The sequence below is a fragment of the Companilactobacillus sp. HBUAS56275 genome (assembly GCF_036913655.1).
Taxonomy (GTDB): Bacteria; Bacillota; Bacilli; order Lactobacillales; family Lactobacillaceae; genus Companilactobacillus; species Companilactobacillus pullicola.
In genome coordinates this window covers 281,417-302,012 of the sequence record NZ_JAYKKK010000004.1, presented here as the reverse complement: position 1 = coordinate 302,012, position 20,596 = coordinate 281,417, and the positions used below count along the sequence as shown (strand labels likewise).

General features: G+C 35.4%; 21 protein-coding genes and 1 rRNA gene. 12 read left to right on the top strand and 10 right to left on the bottom strand.

Annotation, left to right across the window (positions count from 1 at the left end; genetic code table 11):
- The 7 genes from rrf to U8526_RS09885 all read left to right on the top strand — a co-directional run.
- A 5S ribosomal RNA gene (gene rrf / locus U8526_RS09915) occupies positions 1-90 on the top strand; the annotation flags it as partial.
- Between the two features lie 489 nt (positions 91-579).
- Complete coding sequence (locus U8526_RS09910; protein ID WP_334341801.1) at positions 580-2,193, top strand: helix-turn-helix domain-containing protein; 1,614 nt, start codon at positions 580-582, stop codon at positions 2,191-2,193.
- A 249-nt stretch (positions 2,194-2,442) separates the two neighbouring features.
- Positions 2,443-3,633 carry an MFS transporter gene (locus tag U8526_RS09905; RefSeq protein ID WP_334341800.1) on the top strand — a complete coding sequence of 397 codons (1,191 nt, stop codon included), beginning with the start codon at positions 2,443-2,445 and terminating at the stop codon, positions 3,631-3,633.
- A gap of 13 nt (positions 3,634-3,646) precedes the next feature.
- Positions 3,647-4,543 (top strand): alpha/beta hydrolase, encoded by an 897-nt coding sequence (locus U8526_RS09900; RefSeq protein ID WP_334341799.1) that lies wholly within the window; start codon positions 3,647-3,649, stop codon positions 4,541-4,543.
- Positions 4,544-4,552: 9 nt separating this feature from the next.
- On the top strand, positions 4,553-5,029 hold the full coding sequence (locus U8526_RS09895) for a hypothetical protein (RefSeq protein WP_334341798.1): 477 nt from the start codon (positions 4,553-4,555) through the stop codon (positions 5,027-5,029).
- The gene (locus tag U8526_RS09890; RefSeq protein ID WP_442886233.1) at positions 5,029-5,871 is read left to right on the top strand and encodes a sulfite exporter TauE/SafE family protein; all 843 of its coding nucleotides are present in this window, start codon (positions 5,029-5,031) and stop codon (positions 5,869-5,871) included. Before U8526_RS09895 ends, U8526_RS09890 begins: the two co-directional genes overlap by 1 nt.
- Entirely contained in the window at positions 5,871-6,236 is a 366-nt protein-coding gene (locus U8526_RS09885) for a DUF1634 domain-containing protein (RefSeq protein ID WP_334341797.1), read from the top strand. Before U8526_RS09890 ends, U8526_RS09885 begins: the two co-directional genes overlap by 1 nt.
- Before the next feature lie 68 nt (positions 6,237-6,304).
- Here the strand turns inward: U8526_RS09885 and U8526_RS09880 are convergent, their stop codons facing one another.
- Positions 6,305-8,614, bottom strand: a complete 2,310-nt coding sequence (locus U8526_RS09880; protein WP_334341796.1) for a lectin-like domain-containing protein — start codon at positions 8,612-8,614, stop codon at positions 6,305-6,307.
- 258 nt (positions 8,615-8,872) lie between these two features.
- Here U8526_RS09880 and U8526_RS09875 point away from each other — a divergent pair, with 258 nt between their 5' ends.
- Positions 8,873-9,325, top strand: a complete 453-nt coding sequence (locus U8526_RS09875; RefSeq protein WP_334341795.1) for a MarR family winged helix-turn-helix transcriptional regulator — start codon at positions 8,873-8,875, stop codon at positions 9,323-9,325.
- Positions 9,326-9,363: 38 nt separating this feature from the next.
- Here U8526_RS09875 and nrdF read toward each other — a convergent pair whose 3' ends face one another.
- From nrdF to nrdH, 4 genes are read right to left on the bottom strand one after another with little or no spacing between them, the layout of a single operon-like run.
- Positions 9,364-10,389 carry a class 1b ribonucleoside-diphosphate reductase subunit beta gene (nrdF, locus tag U8526_RS09870; RefSeq protein ID WP_334341794.1) on the bottom strand — a complete coding sequence of 342 codons (1,026 nt, stop codon included), beginning with the start codon at positions 10,387-10,389 and terminating at the stop codon, positions 9,364-9,366.
- Between the two features lie 15 nt (positions 10,390-10,404).
- On the bottom strand, positions 10,405-12,582 hold the full coding sequence (nrdE, locus tag U8526_RS09865) for a class 1b ribonucleoside-diphosphate reductase subunit alpha (RefSeq protein WP_334341793.1): 2,178 nt from the start codon (positions 12,580-12,582) through the stop codon (positions 10,405-10,407).
- Positions 12,563-12,937: a class Ib ribonucleoside-diphosphate reductase assembly flavoprotein NrdI gene (gene nrdI / locus U8526_RS09860; protein ID WP_334341792.1), complete on the bottom strand. Its 375-nt coding sequence runs from the start codon at positions 12,935-12,937 to the stop codon at positions 12,563-12,565. The genes nrdE and nrdI overlap by 20 nt, the downstream gene beginning before the upstream one ends.
- 2 nt (positions 12,938-12,939) lie before the next feature.
- Positions 12,940-13,170 carry a glutaredoxin-like protein NrdH gene (gene nrdH, locus U8526_RS09855; protein ID WP_334341791.1) on the bottom strand — a complete coding sequence of 77 codons (231 nt, stop codon included), beginning with the start codon at positions 13,168-13,170 and terminating at the stop codon, positions 12,940-12,942.
- Between the two features lie 270 nt (positions 13,171-13,440).
- Here nrdH and U8526_RS09850 point away from each other — a divergent pair, with 270 nt between their 5' ends.
- A complete protein-coding gene (locus tag U8526_RS09850) occupies positions 13,441-14,067 on the top strand; it encodes an LVIS_2131 family protein (protein ID WP_334341790.1) in 627 nt (208 codons plus the stop codon).
- Between the two features lie 57 nt (positions 14,068-14,124).
- Here U8526_RS09850 and U8526_RS09845 read toward each other — a convergent pair whose 3' ends face one another.
- Positions 14,125-14,334 (bottom strand): hypothetical protein, encoded by a 210-nt coding sequence (locus U8526_RS09845; RefSeq protein WP_025085017.1) that lies wholly within the window; start codon positions 14,332-14,334, stop codon positions 14,125-14,127.
- 83 nt (positions 14,335-14,417) lie between these two features.
- On the opposite strand from U8526_RS09845, the gene U8526_RS09840 reads away from it, so the two are divergent.
- From U8526_RS09840 to U8526_RS09830, 3 genes are all read left to right on the top strand, one after another.
- Entirely contained in the window at positions 14,418-14,975 is a 558-nt protein-coding gene (locus tag U8526_RS09840; protein ID WP_334341789.1) for a guanylate kinase, read from the top strand.
- Between the two features lie 217 nt (positions 14,976-15,192).
- On the top strand, positions 15,193-15,909 hold the full coding sequence (locus tag U8526_RS09835; RefSeq protein ID WP_334341788.1) for a C40 family peptidase: 717 nt from the start codon (positions 15,193-15,195) through the stop codon (positions 15,907-15,909).
- A 94-nt stretch (positions 15,910-16,003) separates the two neighbouring features.
- A complete protein-coding gene (locus tag U8526_RS09830; RefSeq protein ID WP_334341787.1) occupies positions 16,004-16,657 on the top strand; it encodes a ribose-5-phosphate isomerase A in 654 nt (217 codons plus the stop codon).
- Positions 16,658-16,888: 231 nt separating this feature from the next.
- On the opposite strand, the gene U8526_RS09825 is transcribed toward U8526_RS09830, so the two are convergent.
- Genes U8526_RS09825 through U8526_RS09810 form a run of 4 tightly spaced genes read right to left on the bottom strand, consistent with a single transcriptional unit; the run spans position 16,889 to position 20,594 of the window.
- On the bottom strand, positions 16,889-17,389 hold the full coding sequence (locus U8526_RS09825; RefSeq protein WP_334341786.1) for a hypothetical protein: 501 nt from the start codon (positions 17,387-17,389) through the stop codon (positions 16,889-16,891).
- A gap of 21 nt (positions 17,390-17,410) precedes the next feature.
- On the bottom strand, positions 17,411-18,748 hold the full coding sequence (locus U8526_RS09820; protein WP_334341785.1) for a replication-associated recombination protein A: 1,338 nt from the start codon (positions 18,746-18,748) through the stop codon (positions 17,411-17,413).
- Positions 18,748-20,073: an MFS transporter gene (locus U8526_RS09815; protein ID WP_334341784.1), complete on the bottom strand. Its 1,326-nt coding sequence runs from the start codon at positions 20,071-20,073 to the stop codon at positions 18,748-18,750. Before U8526_RS09815 ends, U8526_RS09820 begins: the two co-directional genes overlap by 1 nt.
- 8 nt (positions 20,074-20,081) lie before the next feature.
- On the bottom strand, positions 20,082-20,594 hold the full coding sequence (locus U8526_RS09810; RefSeq protein ID WP_334341783.1) for a DUF1440 domain-containing protein: 513 nt from the start codon (positions 20,592-20,594) through the stop codon (positions 20,082-20,084).
- Between the last annotated feature and the right edge of the window lie 2 nt (positions 20,595-20,596).

The window sequence follows — 20,596 nt, the reverse complement described above, 5'->3', positions numbered from 1 at the left end:
CCTGTTCCCATGCCGAACACAGAAGTTAAGCTTCTCCACGCCGAAAGTAGTTGGTGGGAAACTACCCGCGAGGATAGGTAGCTGCCACGCTAATGATAAGAGATCAACTTAGGTTGATCTCTTTTTTTGTGCTTTAAAATATGTTTTCAGAAATTATAAAAATACTTTTTCAATTTATTAATTTCAGATTAGTTGTAAGAACTATTTTAAAGGGCATTTCATTTTACAAATGAAATGCCCTTTTCAAAACCCTTATTGTTTATTATGAAATAAAGCTTAGCATTTTGAAAAAATACGATTCTTTCAATCTATATTTTTACTTTTTATGAAAATTATTTTTTTCTGAATTAAGGAACCATCAAGGGCTATACTTATTTAAAATAAGGCGTAAAATAACTTATTGGTATAGATAATAAAATATATTCATATTTCTATAAATATCTTGTCTATTTATTTAAGTTCCAAAATGTTGTGGGTTAGTTATTTAAAAAAATATTTACAATAATATAAATAAACACTATAAAAATTTGAGTATGTTCTATTATAATAGAATTAATTCTATCTATGGGGGTGGAGTTCTTGGATAGCTTTACTGACTTATTTTTATCGAAGTCCGAAATCGAAAAAATACAATTATTTAATAAAATAAAGTTAATAAGGACTAATCAGCTTGCTAGCGCAGATCTTATCGGAACATATCGTAACCGAGACATTAAGGTAAAGGATATTAATTTACGAAAAGCTGCCTATCAAATGAATAAGAGTTATGGTAGCGTCTATAATACTTTTTTAGGAATTCAAGAGGATTTTAAACGAATTCTAAAGAAAAAGAAGTATTCGACTGAGGAAATGTTCGACGTTACTAGGGATGCTTATCATGCTTATTTAACGACTAATTCTGATGGTTATCTATTCTTAGATGCCATTGTAAAGGAAAAGGAAAGTTCATTTAAACATTTCTATCAAACACTTGATAGTAGTAAGGCAACTGTCTTACGTCATTTAAAGCCGATGAGGGGCTATTTGAAACGTTTTGGTGTCAGAATAGCTTATGAACCAATGCGCTTCGTAGGTGATGAGGAATCTATCCGTTTGGCTATCGCAGCATTGTATTGGAATGCTACTCGGGGATACGTATGGCCATTTGAAGATTTCACACAAAAGACTGCTTTTAAAGTTGTTGATATTGCGTTAGATAAATATCGTTTAAAACCAACAAACTATATTACTAAGACTTTCTATGCTTACGTCGTTATGGCTCATTTGTATCGTATTATCGCTGGAAATCACGTAACTAACATGGATGCTTTGAATGTCATTAATTATCCTTTCCCTAACATTTTCGAAAGTGCCGGTCCAATGCTTGAGGGGGACACTGGTAGCGAAAAGGTTCGTGAATTGAAACGTGCCATTAAAGAAGATGTCAGCTATGAGGAGCAAATGTTCCAATCAGCCGATTTCTATATTCTTTTGATGTGTGTTCCAGCAACATTTGAGGTGTCAGAAGATTATCTTCAATCAGTATCAAAACAATTAGTCAGATATAATCCTTTATTTGCTAACTTTATTGATGATTTCTTGGAATTGATTCCAATTGACGTTGAACAAACAATCTCTGATATGGCAATGTCACATAGTGAATTTTTGAGATATAAATATAATTTAACTACATGTATTATTGGTGTATTGGCTTTGGATCATAATTATATTGAGATTCTTAACTTGTACTCTGGGTTTGGCGATGCCATCAGTAAATTGAATGATGAAGGACTGGAGAGTAAAATCTATTCAACTGTTCAACATTTGATGCTTCGTGATAAGTATCAATCATTGACTGGAAAAGCTAAACAAATTTCAGAGGCTATCTATGCAATCGCCTATAGATTCTTCTCACTATATAATAAGAACATTCAGGTCAAAGTTTATCTTGAACTTGAATCATTCTTCTTAGTTTATTCAGATTTATCAGTGACATTACAATCATTGCCATACGCTAAGATCGTCAGTGATCCTAAAGAGGCTGATATTATTGTCACGGCCAATAGTGCTAATCCACCAGAAGACCAAATGAATGATAATGTATGTATCTATCGTTGGATGTATAACGGTGTAGATGGACAAATGGGTGGCTTATTAAACTTAATTTACAAGATCTGGACTGAAGAAAAGGTTAACGAAAATCCAAATCTTTAGTGAAAAAAGTTGCAACAATTTTCAGAATATATTATGATGAGGGTTGTGCGATGAGTCGAGAGCCGTCGAATTAGGACGGCACTTATGAAGGTAGGGTATCGAGCACTACTCACCGGATTTGTGAGGGATATCTATAGAAACTGGATGTGAACCGGAATCTATTTACTCATTTTGAGTACTACCAAAAAAACCATGGTTAATTTATACCATGGTTTTTTTTATAGGAAAATTTATAGAAGAGGTGAAAAAATGCGAGCACAAAGAATATGGTTACTACTTTTAAATATTGCGTTCAATTTGGTAATGGGATTCATTTTACCGGTTAATACGATCTTCATTCATAAAAATCTGCATGAAACCTTGGTAACAGCAGGTTTTACTTTGATGGTCTATTCAGCTTTTATGATGATTGGTAACGCAATGGGCGGTATTATGTTTGATCGTTTTTCAAAACGTGGGACATTGTATATCGGTTATATTATTTCTATCGTATCTTTATTAGGTATGTCAGTTCATCATGTTTGGCCTACATATGCCATTATGTTATTCATTTTAGGATTCGGAATGGGACTTATTTATACGGCGGTCAATGCCTATACCGCGTTCGTAGCTGAACAAATGGTAGGTAATAGCCGAGTCGTCTTTAATAATATGTATTTGGCATCAAATATTGGTATCGCTGTAGGTTCAACAGCGGTTGGATTCATATTCAAGTGGAGCATTTTTCTTACTTTCTTCATACCAATGTTGTTATTTGTTTTAAGTGCAATTATTTTGATGTTTAAAGCCAATTTATTGGAGCATGTTTCAGAACACAGTGATTCTGAGCAACAAGCCAACTTTGAAAATGACGATGTTGATCCACGAATTGAGATTGGCTCGGAACGTTTTAATTTAAATCTCTTCATTATTTGTGCTTCTATCTTCATTGTCTGGTTAGGTTACTCACAGTGGGACAGTAACTTGTCAGCTTATATGTTGAATCAAGGTTACACAACACGTGAATACGGACTTGTCTTTACAATTAATGCCGGTTCATTGTTGATCATTCAACCAGTAATGAATCGTGTCATCTCAAAAATCTTTAAACTTTTGAAATATCAAATTTTTATTGGAACAGTCATTATGGGATCATCATTCTTATTATTACCAGGGGCAAAAACTTATCTAGCATTTGTAATTAGTATGTTAGTGTTAACTGTTGGTGAATCAATGGTCTTTCCAACCATACCAGCTCTGTTGAGTAAAATGTCGACGAAACGTAATCGTGGAACTTTCCAAAGTTTCTACAGCATCTTTGGATCATTAGGACGTGCGGTTGGTCCTTATGCAGGTAGTTTGATTATTACTGCATTATCATTCTCAACATTATTTGTTGGCATTACTATTTCAATGATTATCGTAGCCGTTGCTATGATAGGCGTTAAAGAATTAGCGTAAGTGAGGGAATATCATGATAATTTTTCTTTTGATATTGTTATTACTAGTCGTTCTAATTTTGAACGCCTTTTTTTTATTTATTCAAAAAAGAGGTTCAAAGGCTTTAGGTGGTGAAGCACCTAAGGTCAAAATGGATGAAGGATTAGTTGAACAAACAGAAATATTTTTAAAAAAGCCAAAACAAGAATGGAAAATAAATTCGAAATTTAATCATAGTCAGTTATATGGTTGGTTTACCGATAATCAAAGTACTACAACTGTTATTCTGGTTCATGGCTTTGGTGTTGATCATAAATCTTTAGACGTACATGCCCAACTGTTTGATAGATTAGGCTTAAATATTTTGCAGATTGATAACCAGGCTGCTGGTAAGAGTGAAGGTAAGTACTTGGGCTTTGGTTATATTGAAAGTTTGGATTTATTGGAATGGATAAAGGAAGTTAATAAAAAATTTCCTAGTGGTAAGATTATTCTTTTTGGTGCTTCCATGGGAGCTGCTACAGTAATGTTGACAACTCAGTATCAATTACCAAAGAATGTTAAACTAGTTATTGAAGATTCTGGATACACGAGTGCCTCGAAAATCTTGAGTTATCATTGTCAAAAAAGGTATCATATTAAAGGCAGATATTTGATCAAGGGAATTTCACTAGTCTCTAAAGTACGGGCTGGTTTTTCATATGCAGAGGCTGATTGTACGAAAGCTTTGGAAAAAAATACCTTGCCGATCTTATTTATGCATGGAAAAAATGATTTTACAGTTCCATTCGAAATGCGTGAAAAGTTATTAACATGTGGAAAATTCCCGAGAATGTCTTATGAAAGTCAAGGGGTTCATATCAGGAGCTACTATGTGGATTCTAAAAAATATCAAGGTGCTGTGGAAAACTTTTTGAAAGAGTACCTCTAGGAGAAAATAATGAAAATCAAAGTTACCGATTTTATTGAGAATATTCAAGAAGAAAAATTTAAGCAAACTAAATTAGATATTAGTAAAGATGACTTGTTGCAAGAGGATTTATGGTCATTGAACAAGACTAAGGAACAATTGGAAAAAGATCTTGCTGATAATGAGCTCTCACAAATTATCATTCACGTTGCTGATGCTGAGTTCCCAATTGATTATTATTTGGAAACAGGAATCATCAATTTACCTTTTGCCGATGCTAAGAAAGTTACCCACTTCTTCGATGATGATGCTGAAGCTGAGACAAAATTCTATCTCTCCACTGTTTGTGACTACCTCAATGTTTCTAAATTCCATATTGATTTAATTTCTGAAAATAGCTTAAAAAATGATGAAATTAAGCACGCAATGGATATAATGAAAGAGAACTATGAAACTTCTTTAGAGAACTTCTCTAAAAAAGATGAAGAGGAAAAAGAGGAAAAATAATGAATTCAATGCTACTACTTTTAGTAATGGGAGTAGGAGCTGGAGTTCTTGGTGCAATTTTAGGAATTGGTGGAGGAATGATTATTACGCCGGTTCTAACTATTATGATGGGGTTAGATATTAAGTATGCAATCGGTGCTAGTATCATCTCTGTTATTGCCACGAGTTCTGGTTCCACAATTGCGTACTTAAAAGACGACATGTTAAATTTGCGTGTGGCCATGTTCTTGGAAATTGCGACAACCGTTGGTGCTATTATGGGTGCCTTATTGGTAGGTGTATTTTCAAGTAATTTCTTATATGTCTTATTTGGTTTCTTCCTACTTTATTCAACTTACAATATGATCCGTAAGTTGATGGATAAAAAAGGTGAGAATGTTTATACCGGACATGATCCAATCGTCGATAAATTTAAATTGGCAAGTACTTATTATGATAAAGCGGAGCAGAAACAAGTTGATTATTCAATGAAAAACGTTCCTGGTGGTTTTATCATGATGTGGGCTGCTGGTTTAGCCAGTGGTTTATTGGGTATTGGTAGTGGTGCCTTCAAGGTTATTGCTATGGATACAATTATGAAAATGCCATTGAAGCCATCAAGTGCTACTAGTAATTTGATGATGGGTGTTACTGCAGCAGCTAGTGCTACAGTATACTTCTTTAATGGTTCAATTCGTCCCGATATTGCTGCACCATTGGCAATCGGTGTTTTAGCTGGAGCAACTATTGGTGCCCGTTTGATGCAAGTCTTGAAGCCAAGAATCATCAGAATGATTTTTATTCCTATTATTCTTTACATGGGAGTACAAATGGCTCTTAAAGGATTTGGGGTGAATATCTAATGAATAATAATACACATGAAGAAACTCGACAGGTTGAATTAGTAATTGGTAAAATTTTGCGTATCGGTGTTGTCACTTCAGCAATCGTTATTTTAATAGGTATGGCCTTGTACTTTATGAGTGGTAGCGGCTATGCCTCAGGTGAATTTCCACGTCGATTTATGGAAATCTTTGCTGGTGTAGCGGCTGGAAAATCATATGCGGTAATTATGCTAGGTGTCTTCCTACTTATTTTGACACCAGTATTACGTGTTGTAGTTTCTATTTACGCTTTTTATAAAGAACACGATAATCTCTATGTAATTATTACAACAATCGTTTTAGTTATTCTGATTTTTGCTATGTTTATGGGATATCGAAGTTAGTTGAAAATAAATAAAAAGAGCCTGATGTGATAATAAATGAATATCACATCAGGCTCTTTTTATTTTTCTTAGTTATCAATAGAATCAATTAGTGACCACGATATTGTACTTGTGTAGATTCCAGCTTTATTACCTTTATTTATCGCTAATAGTATTCCACTATCAGTGGTCCAAGAATCCGCAATATTTTTAATTTGTGTGTCATCGGTATCTTTCGTATGCGTGGCGACGGAAAAACCGTTTTTGATGCTGTGATTTTTGCCATTGGCATCTCGATAAAAAAGGTTACCTAATAATTTATTCTTATCTTTATCAGTTGAGACCAGATCGTCAGCTTGGGCTTGAACAGACCACCGACTTCCCTTTTCTCGACTGTCAACAACATTAATTTGCCATTTACCAAGTCGAGGCAGTATTTCATCAGTGAAGGAACCGTTAATGGGTTTGAACGAAACTATGTTTTGTACATAATCAAATGCTAAATTCCCACCGACGGTGATTTGTCGCGTAATAGTATTACTGGTATTGCCATCCTGATCTGTAACGTAGAAGGAAACCGTATTGATTTTTTCCAGTGAATCACTGCTTATTGGGAGATTAAATTTACCAGATGAATCAACGATATTTTGCATTTCAGTAGAACTATTATTTAATTTTTGATGCACAGTTAAATTCTGATAGTAGGGATTGTTATTACTACCAGCATAAGTTACCTGGGCTGGAATATTAACATCTTCATTTTCTTTTACCTTGATGATATTAGGGGAATCACTATCTAGATTTAATTTTCTAGACCTAATTTTAAAAGGAATAGTATTGGCATCTGTAATAAGATTATCACCTTCGAAAGAAGCATGGGCCGAAGGAACCGTTAGAGTTTCTGAAGCATTTTTTTCAGTTTTACCATGTAACTCGATGATGGCAGTCCTACTATTAGGAGTAAGTTTATCTGGGAGTTGAAATTTAAGCTCGGAATTATTAAAAACGTTTGGATCTATTTGGTGTGGCTTGTTGTCTAATGAGTCTGGATAAGTTATTGTTCCGCTAGTGAATTTAATATGAGTAGGTACATTTATTTTTGCATTGATTTTGTCCCAATTCTTAGTCCAACCTTTATAATTCAGCGTATAAGTGTATCTAATATCACTGTTGGGATCGACGGTATTGTTACTTTCAGTGATTTCACTCCCACCTTGAGAATCGTCATAAATAGCCGGAGTTGCTTCAGCATCAACGAATGAGGGGATGGATTCGAAAACTAGTAAGTTATTTTCAGAGTATCTACCGGTAGATCCAGTGAATCCCCAGTAAAGTTTAGTATTATCTCCTGTTAGTCCAAAGTTTTTTGTATCAATATTGAAAGATGTTTGTACTACATCGTTGGTAATAGGAGCTCCTGTACTTGGATTTTTGTCGTTGTAAGCGTAAGTTATAGTTCCTTGTGAATGATCGGTATCACTTTTAGGTGTCCAAGTAATAGTAACGTGATGCCATTGACCATCTACTAAATGAGGTCGGATTTTATAGTTATTTCCGTGATTCATTGTAATGTATCTTGGAAAATTGCTCATATCATTTATATAGGTAGTTTCCAAAGCTGGATAATTACCAGCAATATGACGATTAGAGTTACTACTACCTCCGGAAACATCTAAGTCAAAGGAAACACCTTCACCAGTTCCAGAGGAGTTTGGTTTTTCTCGATTGACGAAAGTATCAAACTCTAAAGCCCAACTATTTTGAATGGCTGTTTTTGTAGTCTTAGCAACGGAACTATGATCACCATGGTCCCAATCAGCCCCCCAGACACCCAAAGCTTGTCCATTAACTGGAATTCCGTCTGCGGAGAGTGCAATTGAATTTTCTGCATTATTATCGTTCTGGAGAACAAAGGCCATTCCATCACCGACTAATTTTGAAGGATCCTTATTTGGATTTGTATCAGGACCAAAATAGAGCCACATTGAGGCTTTTTGGGGATGTCGAATATCAAAATAATTATCAGCGTTTCTATTACTCCATACAGCACCAGTCTGATAGGTACCATTGGTCATTTTAATTACACTGGTTCCTTTAGTATCTGGATTAGTCGATTGGGTTATTTGAGCATTATTAGTCGTACTTGAATTGAACATATTATTTGAAGGTACAATAACCGGTCTACCCAAACGTTTTTCGGCTGCCTTTTGGAAATCAGCAACGACAAAGGCATTATTATCCCAATTCAATCCTTTAGGTGTGTGTGATAAAGCATACTCATAGTCAGCATTATCATCCGCTTTAACTATTTGGATATGATTAAATAAATAAAGTACGAGTAAAAGCATTATCCCAATAAAGATTAATAATAGTTGTTTCAAACCATTACGTTTAGTCATGAATATTCCTTTCATATGACAAAATCACTCTACAAAGAAATCTTAACAAATAAAAGAATATTTAACATGCCATATAACTCTAAAAAATATTGTGTTTTTATATATAAAAAATAAATAAATAATACAAATAAATATTATTTATTTTGTGGAGATAAAAGTACTTTAAGAGAGTGAAATTAGATTGTGTGAAATATAATAGTTTACAATTCCTTAAAATAAGAATAGAATGTATGCATAAATGATAAGGAGGGATGATTTATGGCAGAAAATATTGCAATCGATGCTACCAAGCCAATCCCCTTGGATGACCACTTGTGTTTCTCTCTCTATGCAACTTCACGTGCAATTCAAAAGTTATATCACGATGGACTTAGTAAAAATAATTTAACTTACCCACAATATTTGGTTTTAGTTTCTCTTTACGAATACGATAATGTTACTGTTAAAAAATTAGGTGAACTACTTTCACTTGATTCAGGTACTCTGACACCATTATTAAAACGAATGGAAAAAGAAGGATTAGTCACTCGTCAACGTAGTAAGGAAGATGAACGTGTTGTTAATGTGAAGTTAACTGATCTAGGAATTTCTAAGCGTAAAGAAGTAAATGAGTTGCCAGAAATACTTGTAGCGAAGAGTAATTTTACAGCTGATGAATGGAATACATTAGAAGATCTATCGAAGAAATTGTTTACTAACATAACAAAATAAGGATTCACCTTAATTGGTGAATCCTTATTTTTGTGGAACTATTTTAATTTTTTAACTTTATTGAAGAGTGAACTGTCATCAGGAGTCTTGTTGTCACCAGTACGTCCAATATCATAATCGGAATCTTTCATGGCTTCAACTTTACCCATTAGATAACCATTACCAACTTGTGAGAAGAAGTCATGATTACTTGTTCCAGTTGAAATACCGTTCATAACGATAGGGTTAACGTCTTCAGCATTACCATCTGGGAATAGTGGTTCTTGTCCTAAGTTCATCAAAGCCTTATTAGCGTTATAACGAAGGAAAACGAGAACTTCATCGACCCAACCAACTTCTTTGTACAATTCTTTAGTATATTTCTCTTCATTATCGTAGAGAGTATAGAGTAAATCGTACATCCAGTCTTTCAATTCAGATTGTTTATCTTCGCTCAATTCGTTGAAACCTAATTGGAATTTATAACCGATATAAGTTCCGTGAACTGACTCATCGCGGATGATCAACTTAATGATTTCAGCAACGTTAGCTAGTTTGTTATTACCTAAATAATAAAGTGGTGTGTAGAATCCTGAATAGAAAAGGAAACTTTCAAGGAAGACACTGGCAACTTTCTTTTGAAGAGGTTCACCGTTTTGATAAATATCGTTGATGAACTTAGCTTTCTTTTGAAGGTATTCGTTGTGATCTGTCCAGTCAAAAATCTCTTCAATTTCTTCGGCAGAATTCAAAGTACTGAAAATAGATGAATAACTCTTAGCGTGAACTGATTCCATGAATTCAATATTGTTGAAAACAGCTGTTTCAGCTTGAGTACGAGTGTCCTTCAACATAGCTTGAATACCATCTTGTGATTGAAGGGTATCTAGTAAGGTCAAACCACCAAAAACGTGTCCAACTACGGTTTGTTCAGCAGGACTAAGGGTACGCCAGTCATCTAAATCGTTGGAAAGAGGAATACGTGTATCCAACCAAAATTGTGAAGTCAACTTTTCCCAAGTTTCCTTATCGATTTGGTCTTCCAACTTATTCCAGTTCATTGATTTGTAATATGTATCAACCATTATAAAAATTTCCTCCTAGATAGAGCAGCTTTCGCACTCGTTACTGCCAATTTCATCGTTATTTTCGGTAAAGGTTCTAACGTAATAAAGTGATTTGATGCCCTTATAGTAAGCATAGTTACGAAGAATACTTAAATCACGTGTTGTTTGTTTAGTATCGTCTGCAGCTTTCCAATCGTAAAGACCAGCAGGGATTTCTGAACGCATGAAGAGAGTCAAACTCATTCCTTGATCAATATGTTCTTGGGCTGAAGCATAAGTATCGATAACTTTTCGCATATCAGTGTCATAAGCTGACTTGTAATACTTGATAGTATCATTACTTAAGAATGGTGCTGGGAAGTATAATTTACCATTCTTCTTTTCCTGACGTTCTTCGACCAATCTAGTAACAGGTTGTAAACTAGCACTGGTATTGTTGATGTAAGAGATAGAACCTGTTGGTGCAACAGCCATACGGTAGGCGTTATAAAGTCCATCACGCATAACGTTGTCTTTTAGTTCTGACCAATCCTTTGGTTGAGGAATGAAGGTGTCATTGAAGAGTTCTTTGACAGCGTCAAGTTTAGGGGCGAAGCTCTTAGCTAGATACTTGTCGAAATAAGATCCGTCCGCATATTTTGATTTTTCAAAATTAGCAAAGGTTTCTTGGCGTTCTTTAGCAATATTATTGCTTTCAACCAATGTCCAGTAGTTAAGGAGCATGAAGTAGACATTGATGAACTCAATTGCTTCAGGAGAGCCATATTCAAGATGATGGCAAGCCAAAAATGTGTGGAGTCCCATTGCACCTAAACCGATAGAATGGCTCATCTTGTTACCATTTGCTACTGGTGGTACAGCAGAGATATTTGAGGCGTCACTGACAAAAGTAAGAGCTCTAGTCATGGAACGAATTGATTGTCCGAAATCGGGACTTTGCATCATATTCAAAATGTTGGTTGAACCAAGGTTACAACTGACATCAGTTCCTAATTTAACGTATTCTTGAGCATCATTTAGTTCTGAAGGTACTTGGACTTGTTGAATCTCAGTACAGAGGTTACTCATGATGATTTTACCGTCGATAGGATTATCACGATTAACAGTGTCGATATTCAAGACGTAAGGATAACCTGATTCTTGTTGTAGCTTACTGATTTCGTCCTCTAGTTCACGAGCTTCGATCTTATATTTTTTGATACGATCGTCGTTAACCATGTTGTCGTATTCTTTAGTGATGTCGACGTATGAGAAAGGAACGCCGTAAACACGTTCAACTGAATAAGGACTGAATAGATACATATCTTCATTATTACGAACTAATTCGTAATACTTGTCAGGTACGATAACACCTAATGAAAGTGTCTTTACACGGACTTTTTCATCGGCGTTTTCCTTTTTAGCAGATAGGAAGTCAATAATATCAGGATGGAAGACGTTTAGGTACACAGCGCCGGCACCTTGTCTTTGACCTAACTGGTTACTATAACTGAAACTGTCTTCTAGCAATTTCATAACGGGTAGAACACCTGATGAAGAGTTATCAACGCCCTTAATAGGTGAACCCGATTCACGCAAATTAGATAGCGTTATACCGACACCACCACCGATTCGTGATAATTGGAGGGCACTATTGATAGTTCTACCGATACTATTCATGTCATCTGTAACTTGTAGTAGGAAACATGAAACGTATTCACCACGGCGTTTACGACCAGCATTAAGAAATGAAGGCGTTGCAGGTTGGTAGCGCTGAGCAATCATTTCAGTAGCTAAACTCTTAGCTAGTGCTTGATCGCCATTAGCGTATAAAAGAGCATTAAAAAGAATTCTCATTTCGTAATTTTCAAGGTATAAATCGCCATCATTGGTCTTTAATGCATATTGATTGTAAAACTTGTATGCAGCCATGAAAGATTGAAATTGGAAATGTTGATCTAATAAGTAGTTATAAAGACTCTCGACAAATTCATGAGGATATTCATCAATAACTTCTTTTTCAATAAAATCGTTGTCGATCAAGTAGTCGATATGATCTTTGAAGGAATCAAATCTCTTAGTATTTGGTTCAACATTCTCAGCAAAAAAGGCTTTAACAGCTTCCTTGTCTTTATTAAGTGGAATCTTATCATCCACGGGGATGTTGATCTCATTATTTAACTTAAAATAATGAAGTTTGGTTACATCTAGGTTATTTAATCCCAATTTCATTCACTACTTTCTTAAAATTTTCGACGTCTTTTTGAGTACCATTGAATTCAAATTCAAAGACAACCGGAACGTCTAATCCACTTGCGATGTCTTTAGCAGTATGGTTGTACAGAGTATTGAAATTGCGATTGCCGCCGCCAGCAACACCTATACAATTTTGAGCATTATCTTTATATTGTAAAAAGTCGATTACAGGATCCATCATATCGTCATCGTAAGCAGGTACGATAAGAATAAATGGCCGACCCATTTGGTAAAAGGGGTCGGCGTCGGTTATTTCATATCCATCTATTCCAAGTTTATTAACGAACCTTCTAGTCTGTCCGGTGATAGAATAATAAGCTATTTTCTTCATGATTAACCTACAAGTTCTTTGAGGCTGTCTGGGCGAAAACCGACGATTGGATCGCTGACAGAGTTCATAACAACCGGAACACTCTTAAAGCCTTGTTGTTTTAAAAGATCCAAATATTCTGGGTCTTGATTGATGTTTCTTTCTTCAAAGGAAACGTTGTGCTCCTTTAAGTATCTCTTAGTCATCTTGCATTGCATACAGTTGTTCTTGCTATATACGATTACGTTATTCATAGTGATTAACTCCTTTCAACTTGCTATTCTCAATCAGTATAATCATTTGAAATATTAAACACAACATATAGTATTCGACATAACGACTAATACACGATATAGCGTGGTTATACTACCATTATAAAAATCCCACAAACGTATGTGCCCACACAATTCTTAGCGTTTTATATCTCAATTTCAAATATTTTTCCGATTCGTGGTAAAATTAGCGTAATGACTATTATAAAGTTATGAAGCATTTAAGACAATTAATTTAGTTGGGAGAAAACTATGAATTCTTGGAATTTTGTGGGAATTATTGCATGGATTATTGTATTAGCACTGTTAATCTTTGTGGTATTTAATATTAGAAATCGTCATTTAAAAATTCTTGTTCAACAAAAGAAAAAAATTACTGGGGTAACAATTTTAACTGATTTATTGGAGATCGTGGTTGTTATTTTAGCTGTGAGTGGAATGTTATATACTAGTTTATTCACTAAGGTTGATTTAAACGATAAGGAGAATATTGCAGTCACCTATAAATACAATCCAATGATCGTTCAAACAACTGATGATGGACAAGGCTACTACGTTAAGATCAATAAGCAGGAGTCAAGTTCATCTACAGATGTTTATCAATATTGGTTGAATAATTCTAAATATACAGTTTCAAGTCAGAATGCTACTATCTCTGACGCAACATTGCCTTTTACCGTTTCGGGGTTACGTTTGAATTGGCCAGTTAAGAAAATTAAGAAATTAGATTCTAAGTACCAAGATGCATACGTCATTACCATGCAAGCTAAGTACAAGAATAATTTCAAGAACGGTCTAGGTTTGAAGGCTAATCGTTATGCTATGGAATACCGTGTATTAAGAGTACCCGCTAGTTCATTCATTAATGTTGAGAAATAAGGGAATAAAAAAAGAAGCTGATTAATTAAAATCAACTTCTTTTTGTTTGAAACATAATTACTTAGCTTTTTTAATCTTCTTGATACTTACAACAATTTTGTTGTTAAGTTCAGTTTTATTAGCATTATCTTTAGGATCATTTTTTACAATTTCCATTAAAGCAGAGTGTTCATAAATCTTTTCAACTTTGCCTTGGAATGGGTAATCCATATCTTCATCAACGGAGCAGTCGTAAACAGTTCCAACCTTTAAATCTTCTATTTTCATATGTAAAATCTCCTCGGATTAATTACTTAACAGACTAGTATATTAATATAGTAGAAGAAATATTTCAAACATAGGGGTTCATAATGGATAAAAAAATTATTGTTATTACCGGTGCAAGCGGTACCGGCAAGACTACCATTAGCAAATATTTGAAAAATACTTATCGTATACCAAGTGTCATCACTCACACTACTAGATTACCACGTGATGGCGAAAAAAACGGTGTAGATTATTATTTTGAAACAGAAGATTCCTTTTTTAGGAATCATTATCTAGAAAAAGTCGAATATAGTGGTCATTGGTATGGATCTTCAGAGGAAAGTCTCAATAAAACTTGGGAAAAATATAATATAGCCAGTATTGTCGTAGATACTCAAGGTGCCATTTCTTATAAGGAAAAATATGGGGAAAAGGCGATTGTGATATTTTTAGAAGTGGACTTCGATACCGTCGCTCAACGATTAAAATTACGCGGGGATGATCAAAAACGTCTAAATATGCGTATAAATAGCGATGAATTCCTCAGAGATTTAAGAATTCCTAAAGAATTAGAGGGAAAATCCTATAAAATTATTAATAATGACATCGAAACGACTAAGAAAAAGGTTGATCAAATACTAAAAAGTAAAAAAGTAAATTAATTTGATTTTTCACAATAGGGCAATAAACATTGATATATCAGTGTTTATTGCCCTATTTTTGTCAAAGATTCCAAAGTGTAACATTCTTATACAATTGTTGTAACAGTTCTGCAATATTCGGGGAGTAATATAGTGGTCGTTGAGTGATAAGAAATTAATAAATTATAAAAATTAAAAACATTTAAAAAAATATACCAATTCATGGGGGATTTCAATTTTGAATACTAACGTTAAAAAAAGTCTAATTTCATTTACAGCTGCTGCAGCAATGGCAGTTACAGGTTTAGGTCTATCAAACGCTTCTTCAGCTAAGGCTGCAACAACTGTCCAAAATGCTCCTTCAGTTGTACGTACAAAGAACAATTCAGCACTATTCAGTACACCATCTACAGATTCAAAGATTGCTAACCGTATTCTTGGATCAAACACAAGCTGGCGTGTAGCTAAGGCTGTTGTAGATGACAACGGTACTACATGGTATCTTGTAGGTAGCAACGAATGGTTAAGAGGTGCTGATGTAACAACTGCTAGTCAAGCAACTACAGAAGCTGCTTCAACAACAAATACTACACAAGCAACAGCTGCTAATGTTATTAGTACTGCTAAGAAATATTTAGGAACACCTTACGTATGGGGTGGTAAGACACCAAGTGGTTTTGACTGCTCAGGTTTCACATCATATGTTTACAACGAAGCAACAGGTAAGAATATTGGTTCATACACAGTAGCTCAAGAAAGTGCCGGTACACAAGAAGCTGTTTCTCAAGCATCAGCCGGAGACCTTCTATTCTGGGGTGGCAGAGGTTCAAGTTATCACGTAGCTATCTACTTAGGTAACAACCAATACATCGCTGCACCACAACCTGGTGAATCTGTAAAGATCTCATCAATCTCAAGTTACTTCATGCCTTCATTCGCTGTTAAGGTTCTATAATTCAAAATTGAATAAACCCTTAAGACCACTTCGGTGGTCTTTTTTTGTATCTACGGATAAAATAATTACAAACTAGTTTTTTGAGGAGAATATAATGGAAAAGTTAATCGAGGAAGCACGAGCTTTAATCAAGCCAAATATGAATGTCAGTTTTGGCGGTGGTAGAACCGTTGGACGTTTAATTAAATCAATAACTGATAAATCAATTAAAGTTTCAAGTCCATCAGAAATGACAAGAGATCTTTGTCGAGAATTGAATATTCCAGTAGTTCCATTGGATCAAGTAGATAAATTTGATTTAGCTTTTGATGGTTGTGATAGTTTGGATGCCGATTTAAACGTTTTAAAGAGTAATGGTGGTATCCATACGTTTGAAAAGTTGTATGCTAATTTGGCTAAAAGATATATTATCTTAGCACCAGAAGCTCGTTCTACCAAAGAACTTAATAACGATATTCCCTTGTGCTTGGAGGTTATGGAACTAGCTATACCTCAAGTAAAAAGTGAAGTTGAAAAATTAGGCGGTAAGATGGAAGTACGCCAATCTAGTGAAATGGCAGGGATAGTTAGGACCGTTAATGGTAATGCACTAGTAGATTGTCATTTCGAAGATTGGAAGAAGATTGATGAAATAGATGCTACATTAGGTCGAATGACGGGTGTTATTGGAACTTCTTATTTCAAGAACTTGGTTACCGACGCTTTGTTATCATCTGGTGATGATGTTATTCATTTACAGAGAAAATAAAAACAGACCCATTAAGTATTTCAAGACATGCAAATATGCTTGAATCTCTTAATGGAGTCTGTTTTTTTGATATATATGTAGTAGAAATGAGTGTTCTTGTTCCACTCTCTAATAAAAACGAGTTCCACAAGTCAGATTCCTGTGTTTTGCCTGACTTCACGAACTGCCTGCTTTGCAGCCAATTCGCAAAGTCCTGCAAATGCTCAGAGTCTAAATGACTTGCTCCACTCTCTAATAATGTATATTCTGTATCCATTCGTTTGGCCCAACTTTACAATAGGATATTCCACGTGGTAGCTGAATTCTTTCATCACTTGCCCATGTACCAGCAGCTAATCGGCGTCCAGTATAGGTAAATTCATAGGTTTTATGATTAAATTTCCAAATATTATGTCCGGTTGAAATAGTGATAGGGCGATTTATACCTTTATTTATTAAAGCCACGTCGTCAGTACTGACCCATTCGTTAGTCGCAACTCGATAATAATGGTCGTTGCCTGAATTCTTGCCTATTTTATCGGTAAGCCAATCAGTTTTGGCTTTAAGTTTACGTTTCTTTATTCGAGAAAAGTCGTAAGTAAAATCATCGTTTTGATCACTTCTGGAAACTAATGTGGTCTTTTTGAATGTATGAACAAAACTAACAGCTTTAACTTCAGTCGGATTAGAAAAGCTAAATATTCCAACTAATAATAAACATAAGCCGAGTAATAAATTACGTCGTTTCATCATATGAAACCCCTCAATTCTGAATTACTCATTATTATCGTGCTCTTGGTGCCATTTTTCAATGTATTCTAAACGTTGCTTAAAGAGACGTTCTTTACCTTGTTCGGTTGGTCGGTAGTATTTACTGTTTTCAACTTCTTTAGGTACGGTCTTCATTGATGTTAACTTGTCGGCGTAGTCATGAGCTAACTCATAATCCTTTCCATAACCGAGGTTCTTCATAAGCTTCGTTGGAGCGTTTCTGATTTGGAGTGGTACTGGAAGATTACCATACTTCTTAACGTCTTTCTGGGCTCTTAATAAAGCCTTATAAGTGGCATTAGATTTGGGAGCGACTGATAAATAAATTACGGTCTCAACTAAGTGAACGTTACATTCAGGCATACCTAGAAATTGGCAGGCTTGAAAGGCATTGATTGCAACGTTTAAAGCATTTGTATCTGCCAAGCCAATATCTTCACTAGCAAAACGAACTAGACGTCGGGCAATGTAAAGAGGGTCTTCGCCGCCTTCGAGCATCCGAGTAACCCAGTAAATAGCTGAATCAGTATCACTGTTGCGCATTGATTTATGTAAAGCAGAAATAATATTATAGTGTTCCTCGCCATTTTTATCGTAACGTAGAGATTTGGTGTTGAGTAATTGACGAATATCTTCCAGGTCTACTTTGGCAACCTTATCATGAACCGTTGAGTTGATAACGGCCATTTCTAGGGTATTCAAAGCTACTCGAGCATCACCGTTAGCGTAATTACCAATCAATTCTAAAGTGTCATCGTCAATTTCAACTTTTAATTTTGGAAAAGCTTTAGGATTGGCGAGAGTTTTTTTCAAGAGATCGACTAAATCATCTTTAGTTAAAGACTTTAAGACGAAAACTTTACATCTCGATAGTAACGCAGAGTTGATTTCAAATGATGGGTTCTCAGTTGTGGCACCAATCAAGGTAATACTGCCTTTTTCGACGAAAGGTAAGAAAGCATCTTGTTGAGCTTTGTTGAAACGATGAATTTCATCAATAAAAACAATAGTCTTTTGACCCATTTCTCGATTCATTTCAGCTTCCTTCATAACCTTCTTAATGTCATTGATACCACTAGTAACAGCACTAAAAGTAATGAAATTAGCCTTTGTCTTCTTGGCAATAATTTCAGCTAGAGTAGTTTTACCCACCCCAGGAGGTCCCCAAAAAATCAAAGAGGGGATTTTATCTTGATCGATGATTTCCTTCAAAATTTTGCCATCACCGATTAAATGTTGTTGACCGACAAAACCCTCTAGTGTAGTTGGGCGAACCCGATTAGCTAGAGGGCTATTGTTGTCATCATTTTTGTTAGTTGCAAAAAGTGATTCTTGTTGCATTATTTACCTTCTTTATTAATAGCTTGTTGAATTTGTTTCTCATTATATCCTAGCAAGATTAAAAACATGATTAAATATAACCCCAATGGGATCAAAGCGTAATTCAAGTTAATTGCTGAGATAGTGGTGGCCGATTGAGCCTTGTTGGAAACGTAGCCTGATAACTCTAAAGATTCAGCGGTAATCAAACCACCCAATCCTAAACCAAGATTAACACCAAAATCGTCAGTTGATGCTAGGACACCTTCAGCTTGAATACCCATTGAAGTACCATAACGAATAGTATCGGCAATCATAATTGAGACTAAGCCGATAATAAATCCGCCACCGATACCATTAATGAAGATACCACTGAAGATGAGGGCCAAATTTTTTGAATAGGCACCAGCAGTGATAATTACCTGACCAATAAAGGCGATAATGATACCTAATAGCATGGTATGTTTTTTACCTAATTTGGCGGAAACAAAGTAAATAGCGACAACGCCAATTAAAGCAGTCAGAGTAAAACTATTAGCGATTGAGACTAGATTTTCATCATGTAAGACGTATTTAAAATAGTAAATAGTCGTTTGATTTTTAATGGAAGTGGTTAGCCAATAAAGAAAGATAACGACAGAAATAACGATCCAGGGTCGATTTTGTTTAAGCATCTTCCAAACTTTAACGAGTGGCTGGTGACTGATACTGTCATCCGTATAACGTTCACGAACATGGAAGAAAGTATTCAAAATCAAAGCCAAGGAGATGATCCCGAAGAGAATGATCGTACCTAAAAATCCCTTTTGTTGGTTACCATTGCCGAAAAGATTAACTAGAGGGATGGTAAAGACGGCCACGATAATTTGGACAGAGCTACCAGAAAACTGTCTGATAACGCCTAAAAGGGTAGTTTCCTGCTCATTATTAGTCATGGTTGGCAAAATGGATGTGATAGGTAGATTAACGGCGGTATAAAAGAATCCTAATCCTAGATAAGTTATATAGGCCCAGATTAATTTTCCAGAATGTGGTAGAAAATTAGGTGTGACGAAAGTTAGGATAGCAAAGATGACGTAGGGAAAGGAGTACCACAGGAAAAATGGTCGACTCTTCCCCCAACGAGAATGGGTGTTGTCAATCAAAATACCGATGATCAGACTTTCAAAAACATCAGCGGCTCTGGCAACGACGAAAAGGATTGCAACTTCGCTAGCTGTCAATCCAAAAACATCAGTGTAAAAGAAGAGTAGATAAGTTGTCATCATTTGAAAGACGAGATTATCTGCGGCATCACTTAGGCCATAGCTGATTCTTTCAGTTATTGAGGTGTCCCATTTATTCAAAGGAGACCCTATTTCTGTGCAGTTAAGCGACGATAAAGTTCACGGCCGACAATATCGTTTGTCCACATCCAAGCAATGTGACCGAGTGCTTCAGAAAGATGTTCTTCAGTAGGTTGGTCTTTAGGACTAGGAACAGTCTTCATCATTGGCATGATACCAATATGAAAGGCTACCCAGATTGCTAGACCAAAGATAGCTCCGGAACCCTTTCTGATAAATGGTTTGTATTGTGATAAAACTTCATAAATAATGGCAAACGATGTGGAGAAACCAAAGTGCATCATGAAACTTGCCCAAGACATTTGGTGACCAGAATAAGTATAAGTGCCACGAGTAATACTTTGAGGAATACCCATTTGTTCCATTAAGGTTTGAGGTGGGTTAACAGCATCACGGGCAGGTGTACGTGGTGGTAAGACGTTTTCCCAACCTAGTTTAACGAATCCAGAAATGATTCCGGCAGCTGTTCCAGCAATAATAGCATCCTTTAAATTAGCTTTTTGTTCTTTACTCAAGTGCATAA

Excerpts from the sequence above, each read along its gene's own strand:
- U8526_RS09820 (WP_334341785.1), bottom strand. The coding sequence starts at position 18,748 with ATGCAACAAGAATCACTTTTTGCAACTAACAAAAATGATGACAACAAT.
- U8526_RS09890 (WP_442886233.1), top strand. The coding sequence starts at position 5,029 with ATGAATTCAATGCTACTACTTTTAGTAATGGGAGTAGGAGCTGGAGTT.
- U8526_RS09840 (WP_334341789.1), top strand. The coding sequence starts at position 14,418 with ATGGATAAAAAAATTATTGTTATTACCGGTGCAAGCGGTACCGGCAAG.
- nrdF (WP_334341794.1), bottom strand. The coding sequence starts at position 10,389 with ATGGTTGATACATATTACAAATCAATGAACTGGAATAAGTTGGAAGAC.
- U8526_RS09830 (WP_334341787.1), top strand. The coding sequence starts at position 16,004 with ATGGAAAAGTTAATCGAGGAAGCACGAGCTTTAATCAAGCCAAATATG.
- U8526_RS09905 (WP_334341800.1), top strand. The coding sequence starts at position 2,443 with ATGCGAGCACAAAGAATATGGTTACTACTTTTAAATATTGCGTTCAAT.
- U8526_RS09885 (WP_334341797.1), top strand. The coding sequence starts at position 5,871 with ATGAATAATAATACACATGAAGAAACTCGACAGGTTGAATTAGTAATT.
- U8526_RS09845 (WP_025085017.1), bottom strand. The coding sequence starts at position 14,334 with ATGAAAATAGAAGATTTAAAGGTTGGAACTGTTTACGACTGCTCCGTT.
- U8526_RS09880 (WP_334341796.1), bottom strand. The coding sequence starts at position 8,614 with ATGACTAAACGTAATGGTTTGAAACAACTATTATTAATCTTTATTGGG.
- U8526_RS09895 (WP_334341798.1), top strand. The coding sequence starts at position 4,553 with ATGAAAATCAAAGTTACCGATTTTATTGAGAATATTCAAGAAGAAAAA.
- nrdH (WP_334341791.1), bottom strand. The coding sequence starts at position 13,170 with ATGAATAACGTAATCGTATATAGCAAGAACAACTGTATGCAATGCAAG.
- U8526_RS09850 (WP_334341790.1), top strand. The coding sequence starts at position 13,441 with ATGAATTCTTGGAATTTTGTGGGAATTATTGCATGGATTATTGTATTA.
- U8526_RS09900 (WP_334341799.1), top strand. The coding sequence starts at position 3,647 with ATGATAATTTTTCTTTTGATATTGTTATTACTAGTCGTTCTAATTTTG.
- U8526_RS09825 (WP_334341786.1), bottom strand. The coding sequence starts at position 17,389 with ATGATGAAACGACGTAATTTATTACTCGGCTTATGTTTATTATTAGTT.
- nrdE (WP_334341793.1), bottom strand. The coding sequence starts at position 12,582 with ATGAAATTGGGATTAAATAACCTAGATGTAACCAAACTTCATTATTTT.
- U8526_RS09875 (WP_334341795.1), top strand. The coding sequence starts at position 8,873 with ATGGCAGAAAATATTGCAATCGATGCTACCAAGCCAATCCCCTTGGAT.
- U8526_RS09810 (WP_334341783.1), bottom strand. The coding sequence starts at position 20,594 with ATGCACTTGAGTAAAGAACAAAAAGCTAATTTAAAGGATGCTATTATT.
- nrdI (WP_334341792.1), bottom strand. The coding sequence starts at position 12,937 with ATGAAGAAAATAGCTTATTATTCTATCACCGGACAGACTAGAAGGTTC.